Annotated in this window: 22 protein-coding genes; 8 read left to right on the forward strand and 14 right to left on the reverse strand. The window is 72.4% G+C overall.

Going from position 1 to position 21,324, the window contains the following annotated elements; genetic code table 11:
- Positions 1–217: 217 nt before the first annotated feature.
- Together ACZ7N4_RS37215 and ACZ7N4_RS37220 are read right to left on the reverse strand one after the other, a co-directional pair.
- On the reverse strand, positions 218–865 hold the full coding sequence (locus ACZ7N4_RS37215; protein WP_471368011.1) for a LysE family translocator: 648 nt from the start codon (positions 863–865) through the stop codon (positions 218–220).
- Positions 858–1,484 (reverse strand): hypothetical protein, encoded by a 627-nt coding sequence (locus ACZ7N4_RS37220; RefSeq protein ID WP_471368013.1) that lies wholly within the window; start codon positions 1,482–1,484, stop codon positions 858–860. Before ACZ7N4_RS37220 ends, ACZ7N4_RS37215 begins: the two co-directional genes overlap by 8 nt.
- Before the next feature lie 144 nt (positions 1,485–1,628).
- On the opposite strand from ACZ7N4_RS37220, the gene ACZ7N4_RS37225 reads away from it, so the two are divergent.
- Positions 1,629–2,975 carry an aminotransferase-like domain-containing protein gene (locus ACZ7N4_RS37225; protein ID WP_471368015.1) on the forward strand — a complete coding sequence of 449 codons (1,347 nt, stop codon included), beginning with the start codon at positions 1,629–1,631 and terminating at the stop codon, positions 2,973–2,975.
- Here the strand turns inward: ACZ7N4_RS37225 and ACZ7N4_RS37230 are convergent.
- The gene (locus tag ACZ7N4_RS37230) at positions 2,965–3,900 is read right to left on the reverse strand and encodes an NAD(P)/FAD-dependent oxidoreductase (RefSeq protein ID WP_471368017.1); all 936 of its coding nucleotides are present in this window, start codon (positions 3,898–3,900) and stop codon (positions 2,965–2,967) included. The genes ACZ7N4_RS37225 and ACZ7N4_RS37230 overlap by 11 nt on opposite strands.
- A gap of 490 nt (positions 3,901–4,390) precedes the next feature.
- Here ACZ7N4_RS37230 and ACZ7N4_RS37235 point away from each other — a divergent pair, with 490 nt between their 5' ends.
- Positions 4,391–5,413: a LuxR C-terminal-related transcriptional regulator gene (locus tag ACZ7N4_RS37235; RefSeq protein WP_471368019.1), complete on the forward strand. Its 1,023-nt coding sequence runs from the start codon at positions 4,391–4,393 to the stop codon at positions 5,411–5,413.
- A gap of 111 nt (positions 5,414–5,524) precedes the next feature.
- Here ACZ7N4_RS37235 and ACZ7N4_RS37240 read toward each other — a convergent pair whose 3' ends face one another.
- Both ACZ7N4_RS37240 and ACZ7N4_RS37245 read right to left on the reverse strand, forming a co-directional pair.
- The gene (locus tag ACZ7N4_RS37240) at positions 5,525–6,283 is read right to left on the reverse strand and encodes an SDR family NAD(P)-dependent oxidoreductase (protein WP_471368021.1); all 759 of its coding nucleotides are present in this window, start codon (positions 6,281–6,283) and stop codon (positions 5,525–5,527) included.
- A gap of 101 nt (positions 6,284–6,384) precedes the next feature.
- The gene (locus tag ACZ7N4_RS37245) at positions 6,385–7,140 is read right to left on the reverse strand and encodes a maleate cis-trans isomerase family protein (protein ID WP_471368023.1); all 756 of its coding nucleotides are present in this window, start codon (positions 7,138–7,140) and stop codon (positions 6,385–6,387) included.
- Between the two features lie 203 nt (positions 7,141–7,343).
- Here ACZ7N4_RS37245 and ACZ7N4_RS37250 point away from each other — a divergent pair, with 203 nt between their 5' ends.
- From ACZ7N4_RS37250 to ACZ7N4_RS37270, 5 genes are all read left to right on the forward strand, one after another.
- The gene (locus ACZ7N4_RS37250) at positions 7,344–7,529 is read left to right on the forward strand and encodes a lysine biosynthesis protein LysW (RefSeq protein WP_189306927.1); all 186 of its coding nucleotides are present in this window, start codon (positions 7,344–7,346) and stop codon (positions 7,527–7,529) included.
- A gap of 4 nt (positions 7,530–7,533) precedes the next feature.
- The gene (locus ACZ7N4_RS37255; protein WP_471368026.1) at positions 7,534–8,820 is read left to right on the forward strand and encodes a pyridoxal phosphate-dependent aminotransferase; all 1,287 of its coding nucleotides are present in this window, start codon (positions 7,534–7,536) and stop codon (positions 8,818–8,820) included.
- 65 nt (positions 8,821–8,885) lie between these two features.
- A complete protein-coding gene (locus ACZ7N4_RS37260; protein ID WP_471368029.1) occupies positions 8,886–10,124 on the forward strand; it encodes an MFS transporter in 1,239 nt (412 codons plus the stop codon).
- Positions 10,125–10,140: 16 nt separating this feature from the next.
- The gene (locus ACZ7N4_RS37265) at positions 10,141–11,034 is read left to right on the forward strand and encodes a fumarylacetoacetate (FAA) hydrolase (RefSeq protein ID WP_471368031.1); all 894 of its coding nucleotides are present in this window, start codon (positions 10,141–10,143) and stop codon (positions 11,032–11,034) included.
- A gap of 79 nt (positions 11,035–11,113) precedes the next feature.
- Positions 11,114–12,202 carry an LLM class flavin-dependent oxidoreductase gene (locus ACZ7N4_RS37270; RefSeq protein WP_471368033.1) on the forward strand — a complete coding sequence of 363 codons (1,089 nt, stop codon included), beginning with the start codon at positions 11,114–11,116 and terminating at the stop codon, positions 12,200–12,202.
- 73 nt (positions 12,203–12,275) lie between these two features.
- Here ACZ7N4_RS37270 and ACZ7N4_RS37275 read toward each other — a convergent pair whose 3' ends face one another.
- The 9 genes from ACZ7N4_RS37275 to ACZ7N4_RS37315 all read right to left on the reverse strand — a co-directional run bounded on the left by ACZ7N4_RS37275 (position 12,276) and on the right by ACZ7N4_RS37315 (position 20,818).
- Positions 12,276–13,949: an AMP-binding protein gene (locus ACZ7N4_RS37275; protein ID WP_471368035.1), complete on the reverse strand. Its 1,674-nt coding sequence runs from the start codon at positions 13,947–13,949 to the stop codon at positions 12,276–12,278.
- Positions 13,946–15,067 carry a Glu/Leu/Phe/Val dehydrogenase dimerization domain-containing protein gene (locus ACZ7N4_RS37280; protein ID WP_471368037.1) on the reverse strand — a complete coding sequence of 374 codons (1,122 nt, stop codon included), beginning with the start codon at positions 15,065–15,067 and terminating at the stop codon, positions 13,946–13,948. Before ACZ7N4_RS37280 ends, ACZ7N4_RS37275 begins: the two co-directional genes overlap by 4 nt.
- Before the next feature lie 34 nt (positions 15,068–15,101).
- The gene (locus ACZ7N4_RS37285) at positions 15,102–15,665 is read right to left on the reverse strand and encodes a type 1 glutamine amidotransferase (protein WP_471368039.1); all 564 of its coding nucleotides are present in this window, start codon (positions 15,663–15,665) and stop codon (positions 15,102–15,104) included.
- Between the two features lie 11 nt (positions 15,666–15,676).
- Positions 15,677–16,480 (reverse strand): amino acid kinase family protein, encoded by an 804-nt coding sequence (locus tag ACZ7N4_RS37290; protein ID WP_471368041.1) that lies wholly within the window; start codon positions 16,478–16,480, stop codon positions 15,677–15,679.
- Positions 16,477–17,535 carry an N-acetyl-gamma-glutamyl-phosphate reductase gene (gene argC, locus ACZ7N4_RS37295; RefSeq protein ID WP_471368044.1) on the reverse strand — a complete coding sequence of 353 codons (1,059 nt, stop codon included), beginning with the start codon at positions 17,533–17,535 and terminating at the stop codon, positions 16,477–16,479. Before argC ends, ACZ7N4_RS37290 begins: the two co-directional genes overlap by 4 nt.
- Positions 17,532–18,380 carry an ATP-grasp domain-containing protein gene (locus ACZ7N4_RS37300; protein WP_471368046.1) on the reverse strand — a complete coding sequence of 283 codons (849 nt, stop codon included), beginning with the start codon at positions 18,378–18,380 and terminating at the stop codon, positions 17,532–17,534. The genes argC and ACZ7N4_RS37300 overlap by 4 nt, the downstream gene beginning before the upstream one ends.
- Before the next feature lies 1 nt (position 18,381).
- Positions 18,382–18,567: a lysine biosynthesis protein LysW gene (locus ACZ7N4_RS37305; RefSeq protein WP_356162895.1), complete on the reverse strand. Its 186-nt coding sequence runs from the start codon at positions 18,565–18,567 to the stop codon at positions 18,382–18,384.
- 99 nt (positions 18,568–18,666) lie between these two features.
- Positions 18,667–19,818: an isopropylmalate synthase gene (locus ACZ7N4_RS37310; protein WP_471368048.1), complete on the reverse strand. Its 1,152-nt coding sequence runs from the start codon at positions 19,816–19,818 to the stop codon at positions 18,667–18,669.
- A 259-nt stretch (positions 19,819–20,077) separates the two neighbouring features.
- Positions 20,078–20,818 carry an SDR family NAD(P)-dependent oxidoreductase gene (locus ACZ7N4_RS37315; protein ID WP_471368050.1) on the reverse strand — a complete coding sequence of 247 codons (741 nt, stop codon included), beginning with the start codon at positions 20,816–20,818 and terminating at the stop codon, positions 20,078–20,080.
- Between the two features lie 101 nt (positions 20,819–20,919).
- Between ACZ7N4_RS37315 and ACZ7N4_RS37320 the strand changes: the two genes are divergently transcribed.
- A complete protein-coding gene (locus ACZ7N4_RS37320; protein ID WP_471368052.1) occupies positions 20,920–21,315 on the forward strand; it encodes a MerR family transcriptional regulator in 396 nt (131 codons plus the stop codon).
- The last annotated feature ends 9 nt before the right edge of the window (positions 21,316–21,324 follow it).

The raw sequence follows: 21,324 nt of genomic DNA on the forward strand, positions 1-21,324 counted from the left end.
CCTGACCACCGTCCAGGCACTCGCCGCGGCCGTCCAGGGCATCGACGCCCTGAACCACGGCGACGTGGGCGTCCGCTCCCTCCAGGAACACGCGGAACACCTCACCGCAGCCCGCGCGCAGTCCTGCGGTCCGTCCCGCGAGCACTCCTGACACGGCACAACGCCGAGGGGGGACACCGGAGTCGGTGTCCCCCCTCGGCGTGTGCGCCGGTGTCCGTCAGCTGCTGACGGTCGGACCGGAGGTGTCGATGGCCAGGGTGACGGCGAGGGCGCCGAGCACCGTGCCCATCATGTAGCGCTGCACCTTCAGCCAGGAGGGGCGGCGGGAGAGGAAGACGGCGATGGTGCCGGCGGCGAGCACGATGGTCAGGTTGACCGCGATGCTGACCACGATCTGGAACGAACCGAGGATGATGCCCTGGAGCAGGACGTGGCCCCGGTCCAGGTCGATGAACTGGGGGATCAGCGACAGGTACATGATGGCGATCTTCGGGTTGAGCAGGTTCGTCATCAGGCCCATGGTGAACAGCTTGCGCGGCGAGTCGTGCGGCACGTCCTGCGGGTCGAAGACGGAGACGCCGCCCGGCTTCAGGGCGTTCCAGGCCAGGTAGGCGAGGTAGGCGGCGCCCGCCAGCTTGACCGCGACGTACAGCTCGGGCACGGCGAGGAAGACGACCGACAGGCCCAGGTTCGCCGCGAGCAGGTACATCATGAAGCCCAGGGCCACACCGCCGAGGGAGATGATCCCGGCGCGCCTGCCCTGGGTGATGCTGCGGGAGACGAGGTAGATCATGTTGGGGCCGGGGGTGAGCACCATGCCGAGTGCCACCACCGAGACGCCGAGGATCCCGCTCAGTTCAACCATGAAAACCCCTCATTCGTAGGTGCGTTGTGTCGCCGTTCTCCGCGTGCGCCGTGTCGGCGCCGGCGTCGTGCCCGGCCTCGGCGAGGTCGTGGACGATGTCGTGCAGGAGGTGGCGGGTGAAGAAGTCGACGGTGAGCCGCGGATCGCCCAGGCGCGGGTCGTCGCGGTGCCAGTCGTCGGTGGTCAGCCGGGCCAGGCGGCGGGCCAGGGCCTCGGCGGCCCGTCCCAGCTCCTCCGCGACGTGCCGGGGCTCCTCGTCCCGGTAGCGCGGGGGGCTGTCGGGGTCGTCCGCGGATGCTCCGGGCGGCACACCGAGGACCGGTGTCGGGGCAATCCTGGATTGCCCCAGGATTGCATCGAGCCGGGCGGGGAAGAGCAGACACATGTCCCGGACGTGACAGCCGCACTCCAAGGGCGTCCAGGCGGAGGCGCCCGTGCGTCGACCGCCGAGGGCCGGGTCGCGGAGCGTCGCCTGCCAGGCGGCGGCGTACTCCCGCAGCGCGTCGGCGATGACGTCCTGCCTGATCAGATGGGATCGGAAGCCGCACCGGCGACAGTCGGGCAGGGGTGCGGGAGCGCGGCCGAGCGGTGACCGGGCCGGGGTCGGGGTCGTCTTCACTGAGCCCAGGACTCCCTTCCTGACCTCGGGGCAATACTCGGAGCTTAGGACAGGGCAATAGCTCGATGCAACCGACTCATTGCACCGAGTGCAATGCTGTGGTTGGATGGAGGCGGCCCGGAGCGGACGAGGGGAGCACGAGGCGTGAAGGACTATCAGAGCGTCGCCGACGCGGTGGCCGAGGACATCCGGTCCGGCGTCCTCCGGCCCGGCGACCGCCTCCCCCCGCAGCGCGAGTTCGCCCGCCAGCAGGGCATCGCCAACTCCACCGCCACCCGCGTGTACCAGGAGCTGGCCCGGCGCGGCCTGACCGTGGGCGAGGTGGGACGCGGCACGTTCGTGCGCGCGGTGTCCGCGGCGTCCGGTACCGCCCCGCCCGCGCTCACCGAGCCGGCGGCCGGCCGGGTCGACCTGGAGCTGAACTACCCCGCCGTGCCCGAGCAGAGCACGCTGCTCGCCGAGGGGCTCGGCGGCCTGCTGCGCCCCGACGCCCTCGGGTACGCCCTGCTGCCGGTCGGCACGTCCGGCCTGCCGGCCGTCCAGGAGTCCGCCGCCGACACCCTCGCCCGCGGCGGCTGGCGCCCCGCCCCCGCGCAGGTCCTCTTCGCGGGCAACGGGCGGCAGGCCATCTCGGCCGTCATCACCGCCCTGGTGCCGCCCGGCGGCCGCCTCGGCGTCGAGGAGCTGACCTATCCGGTCGTCAAGGCCGTGGCCGCCCGGCTCGCCATCACCCTCGTCCCGCTGGCCATGGACGACGACGGACTGGTCCCGGAGGCCGTGGCGGAGGCCCACGCCGCGGCCCCGCTGCACGCCGTCTACGTCCAGCCGAGGCTGCACAACCCGCTCTCGCTGACGATGCCCGAGCAGCGCGTCGAGCAGTTGGCGGAGGTCCTGCTGCGGCTCGGGATCCCGGCGGTCGAGGACGCCATCTGGGCGTTCCTGCGCGACGAACTGCCGCCGCTCGCGGCCTACGCCCCCGAGCGGACCGTGCTGATCGACAGCCTCTCCAAGCGCATCGCGCCCGGTCTGACGCTCGGCTTCGCGGTGGCGCCGCCGGCCCTGACGAGCGAGATCGCCGTCTCGCTGCGCTCGGGCGGCTGGTCCCCCATGCGGTTCGCGCTGGAGGCGGCCCACCGCTGGCAGCAGGACGGCACCGTGAAGAAGCTGGTGGCCGCCAAGCAGCGGGAAGCGGCGGTACGTCAGGAGATCGCGGGCCGGCACCTCGCCGGTTTCGCGGTGCGGAGCCATCCGCGCTCCTATCACTGCTGGTGGCAACTGCCCCGCCCGTGGCGGGCGGACACGTTCGTCGCCGCGGCGGCGCGGCACGGCATCGGGGTGGTGCCCGCCGCCGCGTTCACCGTCGGCGGCAGCCAGGCACCCAACGCCGTGCGCCTGGGCCTCGCCTCCCCCCAGCCGGAGGTCCTGTCGCAGGCCCTCGGCAAGCTGGTCGAACTCGCCCGGTCGGCGCCGGACGACCTCGTCACCGACTGACGCGGGCCCGCGGCGCACCGGCGAACGGGCGGGGTGGCGACGGGAGCGCCTCCTCGTGGGGACGGCCCTCGTGGGGAAGGCCCTCCTCCGGGAGAAGCCCGTCGTGCAGGACGCTGTCGTACGCCTCCCGGCAGCGGCGTTCGAACTCCGCGAAGGCCTCCGCCTCGTCCGCCGTTCCGCGCAGGAACCCGTCGAGGGCGCGGGCCGCGAGTCCGGCGCCCCGGCACGCCAGGTGCGTCCCGGGGGACGGCAGCGACCGCGCCCCGACCGCGCACGCGGCGTCGCCGACGAGCAGCATCCCGCGGCGCCACAGCCGGTGGTCGGCGTACGACCAGTGCGGGCGCACCCGGAACCGGCCGGGCCCGCCGGTCGCCCGGGCGGCCCCGGCCAGGAGGTCCCTGACCGGCGGGCAGGCCTCGGCGAAGCCGGACAGCGCGCCCTCCGGGTCCGTGCGCACCCGGTCCGCCACGTCCGGACGTACCACGGCGCCCACCTGGGTGAGCCCGTCGCCGGCCGGTGCGGTCCAGAACCAGCCGTTGCCGAACGGGAAGCGCCGGGGGGCCTCCGCCCGGCCGGTGTCCGCCCTGAAGCAGGCGTACACGGCCAGCCCGGACGACCCGCGTTCGCCGGCGACATGACGGCGCAGCAGGCTGTCGTGGCCCGAGGCGTCCACGACACAGCGGGCCCGCACGGTGCGGGCCGGCTCCCCCTCCGGGAGGTGGCGCAGCCCGGTCACGCGCTCGTCCTCGACGACGACGTTGACCGCGGTGGACCGCTCTCGTACGACCCCGCCCGGGAGGAGCCCCGGACCCGGGTCCCGCTCCAGCAGGAGCACCCGGTGACCCCGGCCGGCCACCAGGGCCGCCGTGAGCAGCCCGGCGGGGCCCGCGCCGGCGACCACGACGTCGTACGGCTCGCTGGACATACCTCTTTCCCTCCCCGGGCCGGTGCACAGTGAAATCTTGTACTCCGACGCGAACTGCTGACACTCCTTCGGGAAACCGCTCATCCCCCCGAAAGAACTACGGAAAGCCCCCCGTGTCCCCCGGCACATCCCCCCGGGCACGGAACAGAGAATTCCCTCTCGGCGAAATTCGGTCTGGTTGGCTGAAATCAGCCCCAGGCCGAGTCGTCGCCCGTCGTGGCGATACCCACGACAACGGCGGTGCAGACGCGGCCGTACCGGGCAGTCTGGTACATCTTCGATACCTCGCCAGTGTGAGTAGTTCCATGTTTAGCAATATCCCGCGTGGCTGGCGGTGATGATCATTCGCGGCCCTGGCCAGGCCGAATGGCCTGGCAGGGGCCCGCTCGACCGCGTCCCCCCACGTGATCAATGATGCTGACGTGCGGCCGGGGAAGCGAGGGCGACAGGCGTCGGGATCACGCAACGCGCCAACACGAAGGTGGGACATATGTGCCAGGAAGAGGACATCGAGGAGAAGGACGACGGCCGAAAGCGCGCCGACGGAACATCGCCGGGCGTGTATTTCTGCGCTCAGGGACTGGAGCGTTACCGCGAAGCCCTCAATGACGGAACGATCTCGGGGGACGTTCCCGAATGCCTCATCGCTTACCGGCTGCTGCGCCCCATTCCGGGCGTCGCCGGACTGTACGTCCCGATCCCCCCGAAAGTCGCCGAGGCGGAACTCTCCCGCTCCGTGGTCCGAGAGATCGAACACCACGAGAATACGCTGTCGTCACTGCGCTCGTCCTTCGTGGCCGCCCAGAGCCTGTATCACCGGGCCCAGCACGACACCGGGGTCCCCATCGAGTCCCTGCGGGGCGCCGACGTGATCAGCCAGTCGCTGCGGCTGGTCGTCGAGGCCTGCACGGAGGAACTGCTCACGGCGCAGCCGGGCGGCGGCCGCTCCCCCGCCCTGCTCGCCGAGGCCCTGCCCCGCGACCTGGCGATCCTCCGGCGCGGCGTCACCCAGCGGACGCTCTACCAGCACAGCGTCCGCTCCCACCAGCCGACCCTCGCCTACATCGAGCGCGTGACGGCCGAGGGCGCACAGGTCCGCACCGTGGACGAGGTGTTCGAACGCCTCATCATCTGTGACCGCTCGGTGGCCTTCATCCCCGGCATCCCCGAACGCAAGAACGCGGCGCTGGCCGTCCGGCACCCCGGCGCCGTCGCCTTCCTCGTCACGGTCTTCGAACACACCTGGGCGCGCGCCAGACCGGTCTCCATCGCGCCGGAACAGCACCGCCCGGACCTGGTGACCGACTCGGTCCGCGCCGCCGTGCTCCGCATGGTCGTCACCGGCCACACCGACGAGGCGATCGCCGCCCGCCTGGGCATGAGTTCGCGTACGGTCTCGGCCCACATCAAGAAGGTCGCCGAGGTTCTGGGCAGCCGCAGCCGCGCCGAACTCGGCTACCTCATCTGCCAGCGCCGCCTGCTCGTCCTGGAGGAACCGGTCGGTTCCGCCTGACGGGACAGGTGCGGCCGTGGCGGACCGGCGCGACCGCCCGGCCGTGACGGGCGGACGCCCCGCCGGGGATCCCGGCGGGGCGTCGTCGTCCCGCGCGCTCCGGCACCCGTCTCACAGGCGCAGGTCGTGGATGCCCCCGTCGACGGCGAGGACCGTCCCGGTGGTGCCGGAGGCGTCGACGGCCAGGTACGCGATGGCCTCGCCGACCTCCGCGGGCCGCGCCAGACGGCCCAGCGGGTGGCGGTCGTCCAGCGCTTCCCGCGCCGCCTGCGGGTCGGCGTTCAGCGCCAGCACCCGCTGGATCCAGGGGGTGTCGACGGCGCCGGGGGCCACGGCGTTGACGCGGATGCCCTCCCGGACGTGGTCGGCTGCCATCGCGAGGGTCAGGGAGTGGACGGCGCCCTTGGAGGCGGAGTACAGGACCCGGCGCGGCACGCCCATCGAGGCGAAGACGGAACAGGTGTTGACGATCGCGGCGGCCGGGGACCGGCGCAGGTACGGCAGCGCGGCGCGGGCCAGCCTGACCATGCCGACGACGTTCACGTCCAGCACGCGGTGCCACTCCTCGTCCGCGTTCTCGGCGACCGTGCCCTGGGCGGCGACACCGGCGTTGTTGACGACGATGTCGATGCGGCCGAAACGCCCCACGGCCTCGGCCACTGCACCGCGCACGGAGGCGTCGTCGGTGACGTCGCAGGCGATGCCGACGGCGGGCGCGGCCACCTCCTCGGGTTTCAGGTCGAGGGCGGCGACCCGCACGCCCCGGGCGGTGAGCGCGGCCGCGGCGGCCGCCCCGATACCGGACGCGCCGCCGCTCACCACGGCCACGAGGGAATCGGACGTCTGCTGTGCTGCGCTGTCGGTGACCACGGCCGGCGCCTCCTTGGAAACGGTCTGCGGATCGGGGAAGGGAACGAGGGGGGAACGGGAAGAACAGGGAGAACGGGAAGAACGGGAAGCTCGGCGGGCCCTCAGCGCGCGCCGCGTTCCAGGCGCTCCAGGAGCGGGTGGACCTCCGCGCCGGCGGCCCCCACCGCGCGCCGCGCCCACCAGGCCGCCGCGAGGTTGGACGTCAGCAGCGTGGTCCGGCCGAACTCGCGGTCGAGTTCGGCGAGGGCGGCCAGCGTGCCCATGCCCGTGCCGGTGAAGAGGACGGCCCCGTCGTCGGGCAGGCCGGCGGCGCGGATCCGCTCCAGGAGTGTCCGGGTCGTCACCCGGTACGGGTCGAATTCGTGGTCCTTCTCCTCCGGGTCCGGCACGGCCGGGGCGAGGACGACCCGGTCGACCGCCACACCGGCCTGCTCCCAGAAGGAACGGGAGGTCTCCGTCAGCCAGTCCCAGTAGGGCGAGACGAGGGTCAGGCGGGATATCCCGAAGTGTTCGCACACCGCGAGGATGGCCCGCGTCGTCGACTGCACGGGGTAGCCGAACCGTTCCGACAGTTCGGCGACGAAAGCGCGGTCGCCCTCGGGGCCCAGCAGATAGTGCGACGCGTTGCACGCCACCACGGCGGCGTCCAGACGCATACGGCCGAAGGTGCCGAGCGTGTCCGCGAGAACGTCGTTGTACCGCAGCATCGTTTCCTTCACGCCCATTCCCGGAGTCAGCGGGAAACGCGCGGTGTACACATTCAGCTCGGTACCGACGAGACGGTTGAACTCCGGTTCCGCCAAAGGATTTTCCGGAGGCACGACCAGCCCGAGGCGGGGCAGCGGGAAAATGTCCATGGCGGCACGTTAGTTGCTGCTCAGGGCCTCGGCGGCCGTAATCCCGCGGACTTGACATTCCGCCAGGGCAATCTTGCAACTCCGCTTCGTCTTGACATTCCTTGACAATCCACTACAGAGAATTGACGGGCTCGCTCTTACTCTTTCCGGCGGTGCGTTGGAAGGTAGTGGACCGTCACCCACCTCACGAACGGAGTCGATCCATGTCCAGCGCCACCCTCACCGGCGCCTGCCCCGAGTGCGAGACCGATCTGACGGTCCCGCCGGTCGTCCAGGGCGAGACGCTCTCCTGCCCCGAGTGCATGCTGACCCTCCGCGTGGAGGACGTCACCGACGGCCGGCTGACCCTGGAGATGGTCGAGGTCCAGCTGCGCGACTGGGGGCAGTGACAGCATGTCCGACGCCCCGTCCGTATCCATGTCGGCGACCCTGGCCGCCGACGAGGCCCTGGACCGCAGGCGCCGAGCCGGGGAACAGGTGCTGGCGATGGCCGGCGGGGAGATCGGTCTGCCCGTGCTGCCCGCGCTGCGCCGGCGGCTCGCCGCCGCCGCGGACGAGAACGCGTACGGCCCCGTGTCCGGCAGCCAGGCCCTGCGTGCCGCGGCCGCCGGGTACTGGGGGCGGCGCGGTCTCGTCATCGACCCCGGGCTGGTCGTGGCCGGCCCGGGCAGCAAGCCCCTGCTGTTCGCGCTGCTGCTGGCCATCGGCGGAGACGTGGTCGTGCCCGTGCCCAGCTGGGTCAGCTACGCCGCCCAGGCCCGGCTCGCGGGGGCGCGTCCCGTCCCCGTGCCGATCGCCGCGGGCCAGGGCGGAGTGCCGGACCCGGAGCGGCTGCGTACGGCCGTCACCGCGGCGCGCGCGGCCGGCCGGGACCCCCGGTGCGTGGTGGTGACCCTGCCGGACAACCCGACCGGAACCGTCGCCTCGCCCGACACGGTGCGCCGCCTGGCGGCCGCGGCCCGCGAACTCGACCTCGTCATCGTCTCCGACGAGATCTACTGCGACCTCGTCTACGACGCCTCGCCGCCCGCCGAGTCCCCGGCCCGGCACGCCCCCGAGCGCACCGTCGTCACCACCGGGCTCACCAAGAACCTCGCGGTCGGCGGCTGGCGCACCGGTGTGGCCCGGCTCCCCGACAGCGGGCCGGGGCGTTCTCTGCACGGCCGTCTCGTCTCGGTCGCCAGCCAGATCTGGTCCAGCCCGCCGGCGCCGGTGCAGGCCGCTGCCGCGTACGCCTTCGGCGAGCCGCCGGAGATCACCGAACGTGTCGCCGCGAGCCGCCGGCTGCACGAGAGTGTGGTGCGCGCGGTCGCCGGCCGGCTCACCGACGCGGGCGCGCTCCTCGCCCCGGTCCGCGCGACCTGTTACCTGTACCCGGACTTCGCACCGCTCGGGGACCGGCTGGCCCGGACCCACGACGTGCACGGCGGTGCGGACCTGGTCCGGTTCCTGGTCGAGCGGCACGGCGTCGGGGTGCTCCCGGCGAGCGCCTTCGGGGAGCCCGGCGACCCCTTGCGGATCCGGATCGCGACCAGCCGTCTGTACGGCGAGGACGACGAGCAGCGCACCGCCGCGCTCACCGCGCCGGACCCGCTCGAACTGCCCTGGATCCGCAAGAACCTGGAGCAGTTCGGCACCGCGCTGACCGATCTCACCGGTGCCCGCACCGCGCGGGCCTGATCCGTTCCCCGCCCCGGGAGGACCCTTCCACGCCGGGCTCGACCCTCACATCGAAGGCACCCATCATGACAAGCGCCGAGCCGACCACCGGCACCGCCGCCCCCGTCCCCGCGTCCGGACAGACTCCGGCAGCGGAGCAGAAGCTGCCGATGGCAGCGCTGCTCGCGCTGGCCGTCGCGGTGTTCATCACCAGTCTCACCGAGACCCTGCCCGCCGGGCTCCTGCCCGACATGAGTTCCAGCCTGCACACCAGCGAGTCGGCCACCGGTCAGACGGTGACCATCTACGCGCTGGGCACGGTGCTCACCGCGATCCCGCTGTCCGCGGCCACCGCGGGCTGGCACCGCAAGCGGCTGCTGCTGACCGCGATGGCCGGCTTCGCCGTCGCCAACACCGTGACCGCCCTGTCGGCGAACTACCCGCTCACCCTGGCCGCCCGGTTCGTCGCCGGTGTCGCCGCCGGCCTGGCATGGGCCCTGCTGGCCGGCTACGCCCGCCGCATGGTCGCCCCGCAGCAGGAGGGCCGCGCCATCGCGATCGCCATGGCCGGGATCCCCGTCGCCCTGTCCCTGGGCGTGCCGGCCGGGACCTTCCTGGGGCAGGTGGTCTCCTGGCAGGCCGCCTTCCTCGCGATGACCGCCCTGACCGTGGTGCTGCTCGTGTGGATCACGGCCGTCGCACCCGACTACCCCGGTCAGCAGGCCGGCGGCAAGATCCCGATGCGCAGCACCCTGCGCGTGCCGGGGGTCGCCGCGGTGCTGACCGTCACCCTGGTCTTCGTCCTGGCCCACACCCTCCTGTACGCCTACATCGCCTCCTTCCTCGACGACATCGGCATGGGCGACCGGGCGGACGCGGTCCTGCTCGTCTTCGGCGTCGCCTGCCTGGTCAGCATCTGGGTCGTCGGCGCGAGCATCCACCGGCACCTGCGCACCCTGACCATCGTCAGCACCCTGCTGGTCGGCGTCGCCGTCGCCGTGATGGGCGCCTTCTCCGGGACCGACGCCCTGGTCTACGTCGCCGCCGCCCTGTGGGGGCTGGGCTGGGGCGGGGTGCCCACCCTGCTGCAGACCGCGGGCGGCCAGGCCGGCGGGGAGGCCGCCGAGGCGGCCCAGGCCATGCTGGTCACCCTGTGGAACGTCGCCATGGCCGGCGGCGGCATCGCCGGCGGCCTCCTGCTGGACGCCGTGGGAGCGGACGCCTTCCCCTGGACGGTGCTGATCCTCCTGGTCCCGGTCCTCGGGATCGTGCTCGCCTCCCGTACCCACGGGTTCCCGGCCCCCCACTCATCCGCCCACTCCTGAGGAGACCCTGACAGCCATGTCCATCATCTTCGAGTGCGAGTACCAGGGCCGGCGGTACGCGGGCCACGGCCTGCCGGTGCCCGGCAGCCCCCTCACCCTGTACCCGGTGACCGACGGCCAGTTGCGGGCCGCGCTCGTCGCCGGCCACGGCCCGGAGGACCTGCTGTCCGCCGTGGCCGGCCAGAGCGGCCGGACCGAGGTGGAACCGGGCGACTCCGGCCTGAGGTTCCTCCCGCCGCTGCTGCCCACCGCCTCCAACAACGCCCTGGTCAACGGCTTCATGGGCACCCACCGCTCCAAGTTCGACCGGGCCCCGGAACCGGACGAGGAGTTCACCGCCCCGAACTACTACATCAAGGGCTTCGGTTCCTGGCTGAGGATGCCGGACGAACCGCTCACCACCCCGGCCGACCCCGTCTGGCTGCTGGAGGAGCCCGAGGTCGTCCTGGTGTACGCCAACGACGACGAGGGAGTCCCGCACTACGCCGGCTACACCTTCGGCAACGACCTGAACGACATCGGCCTGCACCTGAAGAACCCGTGGGCGTGGACGCCGTACGCCAAGCTGTGCGAGACCTCGATCACGCCGTGGCTGTTCCTCGGCACCCCGCCCGAGAAGGTGACCGGCAGCGTCACCATCGAACGTGACGGCGCCCGGGCCTGGCAGGGCGACTTCTCGTGCGGCGCCGACTCCCTCTTCCACCGGATCCCGGACATGGCGGAGTACCTGTTCTCGCACCCGCTGCTGCGCCGCCCCGGCCTGGTCAACTACCTGTTCCTCGGTGCGGACAAGGCCACGTACCACGACGGGTTCCGGATCGAGAACGGCGACCGGATGGTCCTGGACGTCTCCAGCCACGGCGTCGTCCTGGCCAACGAGGTCCGGTACGGGACCACGGCCCCCAGGTAACCGGGACAGACCCCTCAGGCGCTCGGGCCGGGGTGTGCGGGTTCGCTTCCCCCGCACACCCCGGCCCGGGCCTTTTTCCATGACGGACCGCGCACGCGTGCGCGACGACGAAGGGACACCCACGATGGCCTACGGCCTGTCCGTTCTCGACCTGGTGGCGGTCGGAGAGGGCCACACCCCGCGGGAGGCGCTGCGGACCTCCGCGCGCCTCGCCCGCCTGGCCGAAGCCCGCGGGTTCCGGCGCTACTGGGTCGCCGAACACCACTCGATGCCCGGCATAGCCAGCAGCAGCCCCGCGGTGATCCTGGCGTACCTCGCCGCCCAGACCGACCGGATCCGGCTGGGTTCCGGGGGCGTCATGCTGCCCAACCACGCCCCTCTGGTCGTCGCCGAGCAGTTCCACACCCTGGAGGCGATGGCCCCCGGCCGGGTGGACCTGGGTCTCGGGCGCGCGCCGGGCACCGACCAGGTGACCGCGCGGGCGCTGCGGCGGACCGACGCGCCGGCGACGGGCCACTCCTTCCCGGCCGACGTGGCCGAACTCATGGCCTTCCTCCACGACGACTTCCCCGAAGGGCACCCGTACCGCCGCGTGCACGCGGTGCCCGGCCCGGTCCAGGGGGACGCGGTCGGACGGCCCGCCGTGTGGCTGCTCGGCTCCTCCGGGTTCAGCGCCCAGCTGGCCGGTCTGCTGGGGCTGCCGTTCGCCTTCGCGCACCATTTCGCCGCCCGCAACACGATCCCCGCGCTGGAGCTGTACCGGCAGTCCTTCCGCCCCTCCCCCGTACTGGCCGAGCCGTACACCGTCGTGGGCGTCTTCACGTTCGCCGCGCGGACCGAGGAGGAGGCCCGGGACCAGGCGCGCACCGGGGCCCTGACCACGGTGCGGTTCCGCAGCGGACGCCCGGGGCTCGTGCCCACCCCCGAGGAGGCCAGGTCCCATGTGTTCACCGCGTACGAGGAGGAGATCCTCGCCGGCTGGCTGGAGAACGCCGTCCACGGCACGCCGGACGCGGTGCGGGAGCAGCTGGACGCGCTGGCGAAGCGGACGGACGCCGACGAGCTCATGCTGGCCTCCAACGCGCACGGCCTGGAGGAGCGGCTCACGTCGCTGTCCCTGATCGCCGACAGCTACGGGCTTCCCGGCTCGGGTCCCGGGCCGGCGTAGGACGCCGTACCCACGCGACAGCGCGGCGGCACCGCCCATGGGCAGTGCCGCCGCGCTGTGCGGGACGGGCGGGTCAGGCTCCGGCGAGGCGCCGCCGCAGTTCCGCCTTCTTCACCTTGCCGGTGAGGGTCTTGGGCAGGGCCTCGGCCAGTTCCAGGCGGTCCGGCAGGAAGCGGGGGTCCTGCCCGCGGTCGAGCAGGTGCTCCCGCATCTCCCGGAGCGTGGGCCGGCCTCCGCCGCGCGGGACGACGAAGGCCACCACGGGGTCGTCCGTCCGCCCGGTGGGCCCGACCAGCGTCGCCTCGGCGATCTTCGGGTGGGCGCAGAGGATCGCCTCCAGCTCGGCCATCGGGACGACCTCCCCGTCCCGCAGGACGGCGTCCTTCGCCCGGCCCAGCACGCGGATGCCGCCGCGGCCGTCCTCCCGCGCCACATCGCCGGTGTCGAACCAGCCGTCCGCGGTCAGTTCCGCGTCGAAGGCGCGCTGGTTGCGGTAGTAGCCGAGCGCCTGGGACGCGCCGCGCACCCGCAGCCGGCCCACCCGCGCCCGCCGGCCGGGGTCGTCGCACCGGTCGATGCGGATCTGCATGGCGTCGATCGCCCGGCCGTGGCTGTGCGCGGACCAGTCCTGGTCGTAGTCGAGCCGGCTGATGGTGATCGGGCCGAACTCCGACATCCCCCACACCGAGTAGGTGGCGGTGTCGAAGGTGTCGCGCAGCTCGTCCACCAGCTCCTGCAGCACCGGTTGGGCTCCGGTGACGGTGTAGCGCAGGCTGGACACGTCGTGCCGGTCGGCGCGCTGGGCCGCCGCCACTCCGAAGAGGGTGGGGGGCGGGCCGTACAGCAGGGTGGCCCGGTACCGCTCGGCCAGGTCCAGCAGGCTGGTGTGGTTCCTGCCGTCCTGGAAGGCGACCGTCCCGCCGAGCATCACGCCCGCGAGGACGCCCTGGCCGAAGCCGGAGTAGTGCACCAGCGGCGTGGTGACGACGGCCACCAGGTCGTCGCGGAGCAGGAAGGTGTCCACGTAGCCGCGCACGCCCGAGTGCACGGTGTTCTGGCTGTGCACGACTCCCTTGGAGAAGCCGGTGGTACCGGAGGTGAACAGCACCACGAACGGCTCGTCGGGGCCGAGCGCGCGGCCCTCCAGGTCGCCCATGTGCGTGTCCTCCCAGGGCACCGCCACGAAGTGCTCGTGGAAGTCGAGCGTGCCCTCGGGAGCCTGGCCGCCGATCACCGCCACGCGCTCCAGCGGCAGTTCGGAGCGGAGCGCGGCGACGTCCCGGGCGAGGGGGTGTCCGTCCCACTCGGCGACCGTGACGCACAGCCGGGCCCCGGTGAGTTCGAGGCGGTGGCGCAGCTCCTCGCCCTGGCACTCCGGCGCGATGGGGCAGATGACGGCGCCGACGGCCATGCACGCGTACATCAGCGGCACCATCTCCCACCGGTTGGGCAGCTGGACCGCGACGACGTCCCCCCGCCGGACGTCGAGTTCGAGCAGCGCTCCGGCGAACCGGTCGGTGAGGAGGGAGAGTTCCGCGTAGTCGAAGGTGTCGGTGCGCGCCTCGCCCAGGCGGCGCCCGGCGACGGCCAGCTTGCGCGGCCGTATCCGGGCCTGCCGGCGCAGGTCGTCGAGGAACGTCTCGTCCCTCCACCAGCCGCGCGACCGGTACTCGGCCGCGCGGTCCGGGGCCGGCGCCGGGGCCGGGGCCGGCGCCGGTATGTGTGCGGGGGGAACGATCGTCGTCATCGCAGTTCTCCACGTCGTACCGCGAGCAGCTCGGGCAGCGGGTCGCCGGCGCGTCCGGCGGCGATCTCCAGCAGGGCCCGGGTGTTGTCGCGTACCCGGTCGCCGATCCAGTCGAAGACCCAGGCCTTGCGCGCCTCGGCCGCCAGCTCGAAGGGCACGACCCGGGTGACGGCGAGGGCCGCCGCGCCGGCGCCGCCGATGTTGGCGATGACGCCCGGCACCAGGGTGGCGCCGGCCGCCCGGGCCTTCTCCCGCGCCTCGGCGTCGGAGGCGAGGTTGGCGCCCTCGACCACCAGGCCGGCGCGCAGGCGGTGCGCGTTCTCGGCGTTCAGGGCGTGCTTCTGGGCGGCGAGGACCAGCAGGTCGGCGTCGACGTCGAGCCAGGCGTCGGGGGCGCTGGAGAGGGTGACGTGCTGCGGCAGGCGGGAGCGGTCGATCAGCCCGAACTCGTCGGTGACGGCGATCAGGTCGGCCACCGGCAGCCGGTCGGCGCTGATGGTGCCCTGGGCGTCCGCGACACCCACGACGACGTGGCCGCGGTCCTCCAGGAACCGGGCGACCGCGCGGCCCACCGCGCCGAAGCCCTGCACCACGACCCGGGCGGGCTCGGTACGGCCGCTCGCCTCCAGGGCGGTGACGGCGGCGACGCCGACGCCGTGCCCGGTGACGTCGATGAGCGGCTCGTAGTAGGTGCGCCAGTCGATCGGCATGTTCGGGGCGCCCAGCCGGTAGCGCGGGTCGTAGCCCGCCTCGTCGAAGAAGACGGCCCGGTCGGCGGGGGTGACGCCCATGTCGATGCCGAGGTGGATGCCACCGTGCAGCAGCGGCTTGACGGTGCGTCCGAAGGTGCGGAAGGTTTGCTCGCGGTCGCTGCCGTCGGAGACGATGCCGCCCTTGGCGCCGCCGATGCGCAGGCCCGCGAGGGTGAACTTGTGGGTCATGTCGCGGGCGAGGCCGGCCACCTCCTCCTGGGTCACTCCGGGGGTCATCCGGACGCCGCCCATCGCGAGGCCGTCGACCAGCGTGTCGATCACGACCCAGCTCTTGATGGTGCCGCCGCTGCCGTTCAGGTGCACGACGAGCGCGGGATCCTGCGTGGTGGTGTCGTCGAGGCTCATGTGCCGAGTACTCCCGTCGGTTCGTGAGGTGTGTTCACTGGTAGAGCTGGGCGAAGCCCCGCAGGATCTCCAGGCCGTCGCTGCGGAACTCCAGGTGCGCCTGGGAGCCGTGGATCCGGCCGTCGTCGGAGCGCAGGAACTCCACGGGCGCGTGCTCGGAGCGGCCGATGGAGCGGAAGCCCTGCGGGGCCTCCTGCAGGTAGAGGGTGTGCCGGTGGAAGACCGTCACCGTGGGCTTCACATGGGTGAAGAGGGGCTCTTCCTTGTCGACCTGGACCTCGTAGCCACCGACCCGTTGCGGGCCCTCGGCCAGCTTGCCGCCGTTCGCGACCGCGAGGATCTGCATGCCGCCGCAGATGCCGAACACGGGGACGTCGGCGTTCATGACGAGGTCCACGAGCGGCTTGTAGTACTCCTGGTCGTAGGCCCGTACCTTGGTGCCGCTCAGGACGATCGCCTGGTAGCGGCCGTCGAGCCGGGCGGGCACGGAGGCCGCGTCGACGGTGTCGGTGTCCGAGCCCAGCGCTTCGAAACGGCCGCGGAGCTGTTTCAGGGACAGGGTGCGGTTGTTGACAACCAGCACACGGGATTTCGCCACGGTGGTGCTCCTCAGGTTCGCGTGATGACGGTGCCGGTGCGGGCGGCGAGCAGGTCCGTGACCGGCGCGCTGCCAATGACGACCCGCTCCACGCCCCGGTCCAGGGCCTCGCCCGCGGCCCGCAGCTTCTTGCGCATGCCGCCGGTGGCCCCCTTGTCGCGGAAATCGGCCGCCGCCTCGGCGGTGATCTCGGACACCGGCTCGCCGTCGATCAGCAGGTGGGCGACGTCGGTGACGAGGATCAGGTCGGTGGCGCCGGTGGCCCCGGCGATGGCGGCGGCGGCCCGGTCGGCGTCGGTGTTCACCTCCTGGCCCGCCTCGTTCCGGGCCAGCGGTGTGACGAGGTAGGCGTGTCCGGGCCGCAGTTCGGTCAGCGGTGCCGGGTCGACGCCGGTGATCGGGCCGACCAGGTTCTCCAGCTCGACCAGCTGCTTGTCCTTCCACCACCAGCGCTCGCCGGCGCCGGCCCGGACCAGGCCGTCGCTGCCGAGCAGCCGCCGGGCGGTGATGCCGCGCTGTCCGAGCCGGTCCAGCACCTCCCGGCCCAGCTCGGCGCTGACGGTCTTGATGTCGCCGATGACCTCCGGGGTGGTCCAGCGGCTCTGGTTGCCGTAGCGGTCGCGCAGGATCGCCGAGGGTTCGCTGTAGCGGGGGCTGAGCTGCTTCAGCGGCTTGGACCAGCCGTGCACGAGGACCAGCGGTCGCTCCTGGCCGTGCTTGGCGAGGTCGTCCCACCAGCCGCCGTCGAGGTCGGCCAGGCAGCTGCCGCCGAGCTTGACCACGGTCGGGGGGAGCGTTGCGTCCGTACCGTTCATGCGGGCATCACCGGCTGCATGGTCAGGCCCGTGTCCTCGGGCAGGCGGAAGCGCTTGTTCACTGCCTGCACGGCCTGGCCGGCGGCGCCCTTGACCAGGTTGTCGAGGGCGGCGAGGACGACGATCCGGCCGCCGTCCGGGTCGTGCAGGGCGGTGACGTCGCAGTAGTTGGAGCCGAGCACGGCCTGCGGGTCGGGCACCGGGATCAGCGTCTCGTTGTGCCGGCGCACCCGGACGAACCGGTGCTCCTTGTAGAACCTGATGTAGGCGCGCTGGAGGTCCCGCTGGTCCACCTGCTCGTCGGTGTACACGTAGCAGCTGGCCAGCAGTCCGCGCACATGCGACACCCCGTACGCCGACATGGCCAGGGAGCCGACGCTGCCGGGCTTGCTGCGCTGCAGGAAGTCACTGACCTCGGCGGCGTGCCGGTGGCCGGTGGGGGCGTACGGCGCGATGGCGCCGTTGCGCAGCGGGTGCAGGTCCGGGACGCGCATCTGCAGACCGCCGCCGCTGGAACCGCTCTTGCCGTCGATCACCACGGTGCGCAGGTTCAGGCCGAGCCCGAGGGTGAGCGGGGCGAGCCCCAGCGTGATGGCGGTGGCGTAGCAGCCGGGCACCGAGATCAGCGCGGCGTCCGCCAGCTGGTCGCCGACCAGTTCCGGCACCCCGTAGACGAAGCGGTCGGCCAGCTCGGTGGCCCGCTCGGCCTTCGGGTACCAGCGGTCGTGCAGCTCCGGGGTGCGGATCCGGAAGGCGCCGCTGAGGTCGGCCACGCACGGGACGCGGTCGGCGAGTTCCGCGGCGAGCCGGGCGGAGACGGGGGCGGGCGTGGCGAGGAACACCACGTCGCACCGCTCGGCCACCCGGTCGGCCGTGACGGGCTCGACGGTCAGGCCCAGGTCGAGACGGAGTCCCGGGTGCAGCTCGGCGGGCCGCCGGCCGGCACTGGAGGCGCCGCCCAGGAAGGTCAGTTCCATCTCGGGGTGCTGGGTGACCAGCCTGATGAGTTCCCCGCCGGCGAGCCCGGAGGCGCCGGCGATTCCCACACGGATCATTCGAGTGTCTCCTGGACGTAACGGACCACGACCGACGCGATGTCGACCCCGGTCGTGGAGGCCACTCCCCGCCAGGCGGGGGCGTGGTTGACCTCGTTGACGAGATGGCCCGACGGGGTCTTGAACAGGTCGACCCCGTAGATGCCGCTGCCGAGCCGGTCCACGACGCCGTCCACGATCTTCTGCACGTCGGGGTCGTGGGCGAGGGCCCGGCTCTGGTTGCCGAGGGCCGCGTTGCTGCGCCAGTCCGCGCCCGCGCTCTCGAACTCGGCGGCGGCGACGATCTCCCGGCCGACGACCAGGCAGCGGATCGAGCCGCCGCCGAGGTAGGGCTCCACCAGGCAGGCCTGCTCGAAGGCGTGGCCGAGGTCCTCGACGTAGTCGTAGACGGACTGCGCCAGGTCGGCGTCGCGGACCAGCGTCACCCGCTTGCCCATGCCGCCGTAGACCGGCTTGAGCACGACCGGTACGCCGAGGTCGTCCAGGGCCTTCTCGAAGTCCTTGCGGGACAGGGCGAGCCGGAAGTCCGGCACCGGGACGCCGGCCTCGCGCAGGACGGCCCGCAGGACCAGCTTGTTCTCGCAGGAGTGGATCGCGGAGGCCGAGTTGAGGACGCGGAAGCCGTCGGCCTCGGCGAGGGTGGCGATCAGGCCGCCCCGGGTGTAGCTGCGGCTGCGCACCATGAGGGCGTCGTAGCCCTTGACGGACAGGGCGTCGCGGTGGCCGGCGCACAGGGACTCGTCGTTGACCCAGTCGATCCGCAGGCCGAAGTCCTGGGCGGTCTCGATCAGCCGGCGTTCCTCCCAGCCGACCCGGTCCGCGACGATGGCGACTCGGTTAGCCATGTCACTGGCCCCAGTCGCGGAGCTGGACCTCGACCATCTGGAGGGTCAGCCGGCCGTCCTCGATGCCCTCGATGCGCAGGGTCAGCATGCACTCGGGGCAGGAGAGGGTCTCGCCCTCGACCATCTCGGGCACGGTCAGGTCGGTCTCGCACTCGGGGCACGAGCCGGTGAGAACAGCGGTGCTCATCGCGGAACTCCGTTCACGGTGAGGGGTGGAGAGTGGAAGGTGGAGAGTGAGGGGTGAGAGAAAGGGGCGAGCTTCGTACGGTCGCCGTGCGGGACGCGCTCAGGCGGCCTGGAAGTCGATGGCGGCCTTGCGGACCGCCTCCTGGTCCAGCACGGGGGCGCCGTTGCTCTCCTGCCGCCGGACGAGCCAGGCGGTGAAGGCCTCGGTGTCGACGTCGATGCCCGAGCCGGCCAGCGCCCACTTGACGAGGGCCGGGGTGAGGCGGGTGCGGACCCGCAGTTCCCGGGTGTTGCCGACGAGTTCGGCCGGCAGCGTCTCGTACGCCTCCGGGTTGCTGAGCTGGCCCGGCAGCTCGTAGGCGAAGGCGTGCGGTGTCGTCGGGCCGGACTGGAAGGCGCTGCCGAGACCGGCGCCCTTGAGGGCCGCCCGGGACAGCTCCGTGAGGTGGGTCAGGTCGAAGCGGGTGTCGCCGTGGATGACGCGCAGCGAGGTGAGCAGCTCGGCCAGGGGGGCGTTGCCGCCGCGCTCGCCGATGCCGCCGACGGTGGCCGAGATCCACTTGGCTCCCGCGCGGACGGCGGCGAGGGAGTTGGCGACGGCCATGCCCAGCATGTTGTGGGAGTGGATCTCGATCTCGGAGCCGTCGATGGCGGTGAGGTCGGAGATCACCTCCTCCATCTGCCAGGGCGAGAGGTAGGCGACGGTCTCCGCGAGCCGGAACCGGTCGGCTCCGGCCTCGAAGCCGGAGGTGACGTAGGGCACGAGCCGGCCCTTGGGGGTGCGGGCGCCGTCCTCACCGCTGAAGGTGACGTGGAAGCCGCGCTCCTTGGCCTGCTCGATCGCCGAACGTGCCAACACCTGCAGGAACTTGGCGCTGGGCGAGCCGAGCTTCAGCTTGGCGTGCTGCTCGGAGGTGGGGATGGAGTACATGATGTGCCGCACGCCCAGGCGCTCGGCCTCGTCCAGAGCCTTCCCGACCTGCTCGCGGTCGCGCACCACCACGAGGGTCATGCTGCGCTCCGGCCCGATCGCCTCGTGCGTGGCGAGCACCAGGTCGGCGTCCTTGGAGTTGGGACCGGAGACCATGCCGACCTCGACCAGGTCGATACCGGTCCTCACCAACAGCTCGGAGATGACCGTGGCGTCCTTCGGACCGAATTCGACACCTCCCATGTGGGCGGAGTCGCGCAGGGTCGCGTCGGACAGACGGGGCAGATACGGAAGGCTGCCCTCGTTCTCTGATTCAGCCATTGCGTTCCCTCCTTTTCCGGAAGCTGCTTCCTTTTCGACACGGAACATGCTGCGCGACCTCGTGCAAAGAAGCGATGGCCGCTCTGTCAGAGCTGTGTCAAGGGCTGTCAGGGAATGTCACGCCCGGCAAGAAGTGCGAATGATTCTCAGGCTCGGACCATTCCGGGAACCACTTGTTGTTTGTCTTTGAATAAAGAACCGCCCCCGCCGGCTGGGCCGGCGGGGGCGGTTCGGGGGCCGTCGTACGGGACGGGATCCGTCAGGCGGTGTAACCGCCGTCCACGGCGAGGGCGGTGCCGGTGATGTAGCGGCCGGCCGGGCCCGCCAGGTAGGCCACCGCGGCGGCGATGTCCTCGGCCTCGCCGTAGCGGCCCAGGGCGGTGAGGGAGGCCTGCCACTCGGCGGAGTCGCCGTCGGCCGGGTTCATGTCGGTGTCGATCGGGCCCGGGTCCACGACGGTGGCGGTGATCCCGCGCGGCCCCAGCTCCCGGGCGAGACCCTTGGTCAGGCCGACGAGCGCGGTCTTGGCCATCGCCTGGAGGACGAAGTTCCCGGCGGGGACGCGGCCGTTGAAGCAGGAGCCGATGCTGATGATCCGGCCGCCGTCGCCCATGTGCCGGGCGGCGGCCTGGGCGGCGAGGAACACCGACCGGACGTCGGCGGCGAGCACCTTGTCCAGGTACTCGGTGGTCACCTCGTCCAGCGGGCCGTAGGCGAGGAAGCCCGCGTTGTTCACCAGGATGTCGATGCCGCCCAGCTCGCGCACCGTCTGCTCCACGGCCTCGGCCGCGTCGTTCGGCCGGGTCAGGTCGGCCCGGATGACCGCGGCCCTGCCGCCGCTCTCCTCGATGCTCTTGGCGACCCCGCGGGCCTGGTCCTCCGCCTGCACGTAGGTCAGCGCGACCGCGGCACCCGCGTCGGCCAGCCGCCTCGCCACCGCCGCGCCGATACCGCGGCTGCCGCCGGTCACCAACGCCACTTTGCCGGTCAGGTCACTCATGGGACTTCCTCCGTAGACGGCTCGATGTTCGTCGCACCGCTACGCTAGAAGCTGACACCGGTGTGAGATTCAAGTCCTTCCTGAGGACAGGGGGTTGGAAGATGCGGATCGGTGAACTGGCCAGGCGCAGCGGGGTGAGTGAGCGGTCGCTGCGCTACTACGAGGCCCAGGGGCTGCTCACGTCCGAGCGCACCCCCGGCGGCCACCGCGACTACGGCGAGTGGGCCGTCGACCGGGTCATCCGCATCCAGGCGCTCTACGCCGCCGGCCTGAACAGCAAGAAGATCGCCCAGCTGCTGCCGTGCATGCGCGACGGCGACGGCACACCGAGCGCGAGCGCGACCCCCCGGCTCGTGGACGAGCTGACCGCGGAACGCGACCGGCTCGACCGGATGATCGCCGACCTGGTCCGCTCCCGCGACGTCCTGGACGGCGTCATCAGCACCGCCTCCCAGGGCCTGGGCGCCGCCACCCTCTCCGGCACCGGCGGCGGCTGACCCCCGGTG

The sequence above is a fragment of the Streptomyces sp. NPDC107654 genome, assembly GCF_055639035.1.